Annotated in this window: 7 protein-coding genes; all 7 read right to left on the bottom strand. The window is 37.2% G+C overall.

The annotated features are described in order from the left end of the window. Positions 1 to 532: 532 nt before the first annotated feature. Positions 533 to 1,288, bottom strand: a complete 756-nt coding sequence (locus BUB45_RS05725) for a YjbA family protein (protein WP_073006195.1) — start codon at positions 1,286 to 1,288, stop codon at positions 533 to 535. Between the two features lie 166 nt (positions 1,289 to 1,454). Beyond that, positions 1,455 to 1,658 carry a YuzI family membrane protein gene (locus tag BUB45_RS05720; RefSeq protein ID WP_073006183.1) on the bottom strand — a complete coding sequence of 68 codons (204 nt, stop codon included), beginning with the start codon at positions 1,656 to 1,658 and terminating at the stop codon, positions 1,455 to 1,457. 495 nt (positions 1,659 to 2,153) lie between these two features. Continuing rightward, positions 2,154 to 3,395, bottom strand: coding sequence for a beta-ketoacyl-ACP synthase II (fabF, locus tag BUB45_RS05715; RefSeq protein ID WP_073006181.1), 1,242 nt, complete (start codon positions 3,393 to 3,395; stop codon positions 2,154 to 2,156). A gap of 26 nt (positions 3,396 to 3,421) precedes the next feature. Continuing rightward, the gene (locus BUB45_RS05710; RefSeq protein WP_073006179.1) at positions 3,422 to 4,363 is read right to left on the bottom strand and encodes a beta-ketoacyl-ACP synthase III; all 942 of its coding nucleotides are present in this window, start codon (positions 4,361 to 4,363) and stop codon (positions 3,422 to 3,424) included. 408 nt (positions 4,364 to 4,771) lie between these two features. Beyond that, complete coding sequence (locus tag BUB45_RS05705) at positions 4,772 to 5,545, bottom strand: BMP family ABC transporter substrate-binding protein (RefSeq protein ID WP_084723548.1); 774 nt, start codon at positions 5,543 to 5,545, stop codon at positions 4,772 to 4,774. Between the two features lie 38 nt (positions 5,546 to 5,583). After that, positions 5,584 to 5,721 (bottom strand): hypothetical protein, encoded by a 138-nt coding sequence (locus BUB45_RS19760; protein WP_170861711.1) that lies wholly within the window; start codon positions 5,719 to 5,721, stop codon positions 5,584 to 5,586. 256 nt (positions 5,722 to 5,977) lie between these two features. Continuing rightward, positions 5,978 to 6,574 carry a hypothetical protein gene (locus BUB45_RS05700; protein WP_073006177.1) on the bottom strand — a complete coding sequence of 199 codons (597 nt, stop codon included), beginning with the start codon at positions 6,572 to 6,574 and terminating at the stop codon, positions 5,978 to 5,980. Positions 6,575 to 6,801: the final 227 nt, after the last annotated feature.

Raw genomic sequence — 6,801 nt, 5'->3', positions numbered from 1 at the left:
TGATATTCCGCATTTTCGCTTACAGAGTGCAGCTTAACTAAGTAATAACGAAACCTCCGTTTAGACGTTTTTTAAGAAGTTCATTTTATACAAATACGAGATAACAATGGAAGCACGGAGCAGCCGGCAATTTTTATACAATCGGGCAATGACCCTGTAGGAAAGCAACGCCGGCCCCACTTCATGGATAGACCGAACGAAGGAATGTATGCGCGAAGACGCTGTGAGATGTGGGAGGGTTTGTCACCATGAGTATTGTGGGATGAGAAGGTGCGATCATAGCAGTGAAAATTCCCATTTTTTTCAAAAAGAGAAGGATGGCTTATTAAGTGCACCCTTCTACATTAAAAATTATGCTTACACGGTCTTAAATATCGTTAATGAGTAAAAAATAAAATGAAATTCTAAGAAAAACAAAGAAAACAAGAGAAAACGTTAGTATATAGAGGGAGTATAATTTTTAAGTAGTATAAGAAAACGACAGCTTCCACCATAAAGATTTGGCGGTAAGCTAAGTTTTTCTAAACATCCATTATTTCGAAGCATTTTGTTCTTGCCCATTTTCTATTTCCCACATTTTTTCCAAGAAAGGCTGTCCTTTAATAAGTTTGTGACAGAAATCCTCATGCCGATCACTCCAACCTTTTTTCACACCTTCATATAGGGCAGTCCAAACTGCTTTCTCATCCATAAAACGAATATATGGATAACGTTTTGGATTCCATTCTGTTAACCAGTAACGTAACTCTTCCAAATTATTTGTCGTCCATAACTGATCTAGCCCCATCATCATTAATTGTTTTAGTTGACGCTCTCTTCTAGTTAATCCAAAAATGAGTTCTGGTGGCATAGAAAGCATATGGTATTCTTTTTTATAATTGTTCCCGTCATATTTAAACGATTGCACTTTGGCATTTTTTATCATATCGTAGACGAGCTGTTCTTGCCTTGGAATTAATCTGCTTTTTCGAACTGGGATTCGATAACCAATAGTGTCAAAGATAAGGATTTCTTTGCCATCTGTTATAATGCTAGCATATTCTAGAACTGTTCTATCATGCCCTTTGCGCATATAAGCACGTTTATAGATAGCGTCTAAAAGCGGTTTTGGGATTTCCTGCATATCATTTTCAATATAAGAGAACAGTTCTTTCGTTATGTATAATAATGGTATTTGATCTAGTAATTCAATACCATCATCTTTACGCCACTCATGAAAATAACATACATTATAACCATTCTCTTCTCCTTCAAACCAATTCACCCAAACATCATGCATATATAGCATAAAACAACCCTCACTTTTTCAAACTGAATTTAACATACATTATGACCATCTAGCAGACAAAATATTCTAGTTGCAACATATTATTTTTCAAATGAGCGTTTTGAACTATATATTTTCAACAAACATTTTTTAAATAGTTACAACCAAGCATTCGTGAAATAGACGGCTAACTGTTTGGGTAACGTTTTAAAGCAATATGCATGATAATTAGTCCAACTGGAAGAAAATAACATTCTACTCTGCTAGCTATAAAACTCATATACTCCCCCCATGATAGACCAGCTGGAAGAAAATTCATATATGCAATAATGGTGACACCACCCATAATAGAAAAACCAAAGCCCATTAAAAATAAAAACACGTATCCCATTTTCCCTCTCCTGCCTTGTCCTTTTTAATAGACTATGCTTGTCCCAAACCATACATGTTAGAAAAACTGCCCCTTTTCCAACTCTCCATGGCGAAAGGCGTAGTTTTTCTTATACTATAAACTTTTATACTTTCCTATAGTGGAACAAAGGCTTTGGGCACCCGGTTAGCAACGTAGCGACTGGAACGAATCAACGAAAGTTTTAGGAATTATGCCCTGCAACAGGAGTATGCCGGCGCCCTCCGGCAAGCCCGTTTTTAGTTGGCCTTCCTCTTAACCACGAACCAATGGTGACTTAGCGTAGGGCAATGGAGTGAAGTCGCTAGTTGCTGGGTGCTTGCGCCGGACGTGGCTAAATAACTTAGTAAGTTTATCCACAGCTGCTAAAATTTTATAATTTCCTAGACCACAAAAAAAGCCGATCAAATTTGATCGGCTTTCTTATTTTTTATGACGTTTCACAACTACGAAGCGTTCCTTCTTCTCACTTTCTAACTATGCTTGGTATTTCTTAAATAGTAGTGCAACATTATGACCGCCAAATCCAAGCGAATTACTTAACACAACTTGAACATGCTGTTTTCTTGCCCTGTTTGGAACATAATCCAAGTCGCAATCTGGGTCAGGATGTTCAAGATTAATGGTAGGCGGAATGATTCCTTCTTCAATTGCTTTAACAGAAATCACCGATTCTACACCACCAGCAGCACCTAGTAAATGTCCTGTCATTGATTTTGTTGAAGAAATGGCAACATCATTCGCATGGTCGCCCAACACTGTCTTTATAGCAGCAGTTTCAAATTTATCATTAAGGGCTGTGCTCGTACCATGTGCATTAATATAATCAACCTCATTTGGTGCAATTGTTGCATCATTTAACGCCATATCCATCGCACGTGCTGCACCTTCGCCATTTTCTGCTGGCGCAGTAATATGATAAGCATCACCAGTAGCACCGTAACCAACAATTTCTGCGTAAATATGCGCGCCACGTTCTAACGCCTTTTCTAAGTCTTCTATCACTAAAATACCACTACCTTCCCCCATTACAAACCCATCACGATATTTGTCAAATGGGCGACTTGCTTTTTGTGGATCTTCATGAAGAGAAAGTGCTTTGGCAGAAGAAAAGCCAGCAAACGCCATATTAGATATCGGCGCTTCTGTTCCACCTGTAATAATAGCGTCTGCATCCCCACGCTGCACGGCTTTAAACGCATCACCTATGGAACTTGCACCTGAAGCACAAGCTGTAACAGAACATGAATTTATCCCTTTTGCACCTAATTGAATAGAAACTTGACCCGCAGCCATATCTGGGATCATCATTGGTACAAAAAATGGACTAACTCGCTTAGGCCCTTTTTCTAACAGTTTTCGATGCTGATCTTCCCAAGTTTGCATACCACCGATACCACAGCCAATCCAAACGCCTACACGATTCCGATTATCATCATCAATAGTAAGGTTGGCATCTTCAACCGCCATTTTTGACGCTACAACAGCGTATTGTGTAAACAAGTCCATTTTACGAACATCTTTCTTCTCGATATAGGCACTTGGATCAAAATCTTTCACTTCTCCAGCTACCTTAGCCGGAAATAGTTCTTTATCCACTTTGGTCACAAAATCAATCCCTGATTTCCCTGAAATTATGTTTTCCCACATGGTACTAACATGATTTCCAACAGGCGTAACAGCACCAACTCCTGTTACTACAACTCTTCTTTGTTTCATATGGTTTTCCTCCTAGCTCCATCCAGTTATCTTCCCCATTTTATGGCTAAGGCGCCCCATGTTAAACCGCCGCCAAAGCCAACTAAAACGATCAAATCATTATCATTTATTTTACCATCTGCGACTGATTCCGACAAAGCAATTGGTATAGAAGCTGCAGAGTTATTGCCATACTTCTTTACTGTTTGGGCCATCTTATCTTCGGCGATACCTAATCGTTGTCGAGCCGCCTCCATGATGCGGATATTTGCTTGATGTGGCACTAAATAATCTACATCATCTTCTTTATATCCAGCAGCTTTAATTACATTAACAGATGATTCTGGCATTTGTCTAACAGCAAATTTAAATACTTCACGACCATTCATATATAAATAACCAGTATCTTTTTCCTGCTTTAATTCTTTTCCGCCTGCGCCATTAGCACCTAATTCGAACGAAAGAATCCCTTTACCATCCGATACTTGGCCCATTACGGCTGCACCAGCACCATCACCAAACAATACGCATGTGCTACGATCTGACCAATCAGTAATCTTTGACAGCTTTTCTACACCTACAACTAATACATGTTTATATGTGTTGTTTTCAATAAATTGCTTTGCTGTTACCATCCCATACATAAAACCTGAACAAGCTGCACTAATATCCATGGCTGCTGCATTCATTGCACCTAAACGTTCTTGAATCATACAGCTAACAGAGGGAAATGGTGTGTCAGGAGTTACTGTTGCGACTAAAATAAGGTCTATATCGTTAGGTTTTAGATTTGCATTGTTAATAGCTTTTTCTGCTGCTAAAAACGCCATATCTGAAGTATCCATGTCCTCTTCTGCTATTCTTCTTTCTTCAATACCTGTTCTCGTACGAATCCACTCATCATTTGTATCGACGATCTTCTCTAAATCATGATTCGTAACAACTTTTTCAGGAACATAATGACCTAAACCTAAAACACCAACATCCATATTTCCATCTCCTTAAAAAATAATCTAAAATTATTATTATCTATTATTATTACTTGGTACTAATTTTAATGTATCGTGATTTTTTTTGCAAGTTACAGGCTGATAATCTTACCTAGCTTTTAAATGATGGTTCGTAGGAAGGTTTCTTTTAATCTTACTACTTTTTCATGGCATTAGCGAAAATTATCTTATCGTCCATTCTTTATAACATCAAACGCTTTGTCTATTTTTCTATGGTTCGTTTAAATTCTCTGTCAATACTTGTTACGGCATAGAAGTTTATGCGAAGAGCTTTAATCTACTGTAGACTTGTCCAATTAAGCGTGATCTTACAGCAGCTTATATTCAGCTTAAAAAGGGGGAGAGGTCACTTTCAATACCGAATAGTAATCGATATGAATAACATAACTACATTTCAGGGAGCAATCCCGTATTTGTATAATGTTCCATTGCTTGGTTCATCTCATATTGATAAGAAAGGGGCACTTGGTCACTAAAAGGCGCTAAAGAAATAGCACCATCTTGAAAATCAAAGCTTTTTAATTGTCCGGTTAATTTGCGATCATTCACATGTTCCACTGCATATTCATACAGTTTCTCTACATGATGGACAGTCGAAGTTAAAACTGTATTCTCTGCTAACTCTGCTTGATTAGTCCTATACCCAATGGCATAAACCTCATCTCTTTTTGCATACTTAATAATCTCTTCACTAAAAGTATCACCTATTGGATAAAATACATCTACACCCGTTGATTTCATTTGTTGGTAAATCCTTTGTGCTGTTTGCACCTCATTCCAGTCATTTAAAAAAGCTAATTCTATTTCCGCTTTCGGGTTTACATTTTTAACTCCCTCAAAAAAGCCTTCAATCTCTGACTGCCATTCATAAGTAGCAATGATGCTCACTTTATTTGCAACTGTCATTTTACCAGATAACATACCAGCAAAATATCCAGCCGCATACGTATCAAATGTAAAACTAGTTACATTTTTTGCAACATATGAACCATTAAAATAAACAAACTGTATATGGGAATAATTCTCAGCAACATCTGTAAAGTGTTTTCCATAAAAAGAACTATGGCCAAATATAAGATTTACTCCTTGATTGGAAAATTCCTCAATCGCTTTAATAATTTCCTTCTCAGTTGCCACATTTTCTTTATAATAAACATCCATTCCATACTTTTCTCCTAATGAAACAAGTCCTTGGTACCCTATTCATTCCATACGTGATCAGAGATGTTTCCGTTTAATAACATACCCACATTCTGTATTCGCTGTTCTGTTTGCAAGGGGCTACTACAGCTACCTAGTATCATTAACACGCTAATAATGACAAAAACATTTCGCAATAGAAACACCTCCCACTCTATTTTCGTATGAAGACAACCGCCTTTTTTATGCTATAGGAAAGTTTAAAGGTTTATAGTATAAGAAAAACGACAGCTTTCACGATAAAGATTTGCATTAAGACATGTTTTCATAAAATCACTTTACAAATACGTGTACTTATAATTGTTGCTCACCTAACGCTGGCTATGGAACAAAAAGTCCACGTATTCAAAAATTTACCGTTCGCTTACAAGTCCGTTAATCTACGTCCTTTGGTCAGAACCTCTTCCCTAATCGTTGATTTCGAAAGTGTTGAATGACCTGATTAACTGTCGCCTCTTTAGGTCTATTGTCCTTAATATCTATATAATTATCAAGTTTTATTTTGTTTACGTTTTGCTTCTCCTCACCTACCTCGTACATTTCTAACCAATTAAGAAAAACGTCTATAAAATCATGAATATATACGGCATATTGAAGAAAATAATCCGATGAAAAAGGAACAAGTTCTCCTTGAAAATACATACCATTCTCTGACATAGGCATCCATTCACCAAATAAAAGAGGTAATTCAATAAATACGCCATTTAGGCTTGTAGATCCATGTACTGTACTTGGATGTGCTAGTGTTACACATACTTCCGCAGAAATATTGACATCTTCATGGATGGAACCAAGGCAAATGAATTGTTCATATATTTCGTTTTTATCACCTGAATAAAAAGAAAAATTACTATTTCTCCCCAAAAAAAGAGACAGTGAATCATCTTTCTTACAGTCTACAATCCCTTCCACTTTCATGCCTTGTTCCAATAATTGATTCGTGATATGAAAACCAATCCAATGATTACAATTTGCAACCGCCGTAACCAAAGACACCACTCCTGTTCGTAATTTTTTTCATATATACGGTATACAGAAAAGCTTCTAGCAGAGCTCCCCGCAACATTTGAACGGCTGACTTGCAAGGGCAGTACTTCAATTTCTTTCTGCAAATAATGCATTTAAGCCCTGTTATCTCCGAGGAAGCTTCTCTAGCATACGTGTTCCTTACTTCCATTAACTTTCTTTTCAAATACATGACTGGATATAGAATAAGT

The organism is Virgibacillus chiguensis, from assembly GCF_900129865.1.
In the GTDB taxonomy this organism is placed as follows: Bacteria; Bacillota; Bacilli; order Bacillales; family Amphibacillaceae; genus Virgibacillus; species Virgibacillus chiguensis.
This window is presented reverse-complemented; position numbering and strand designations above follow the sequence as displayed.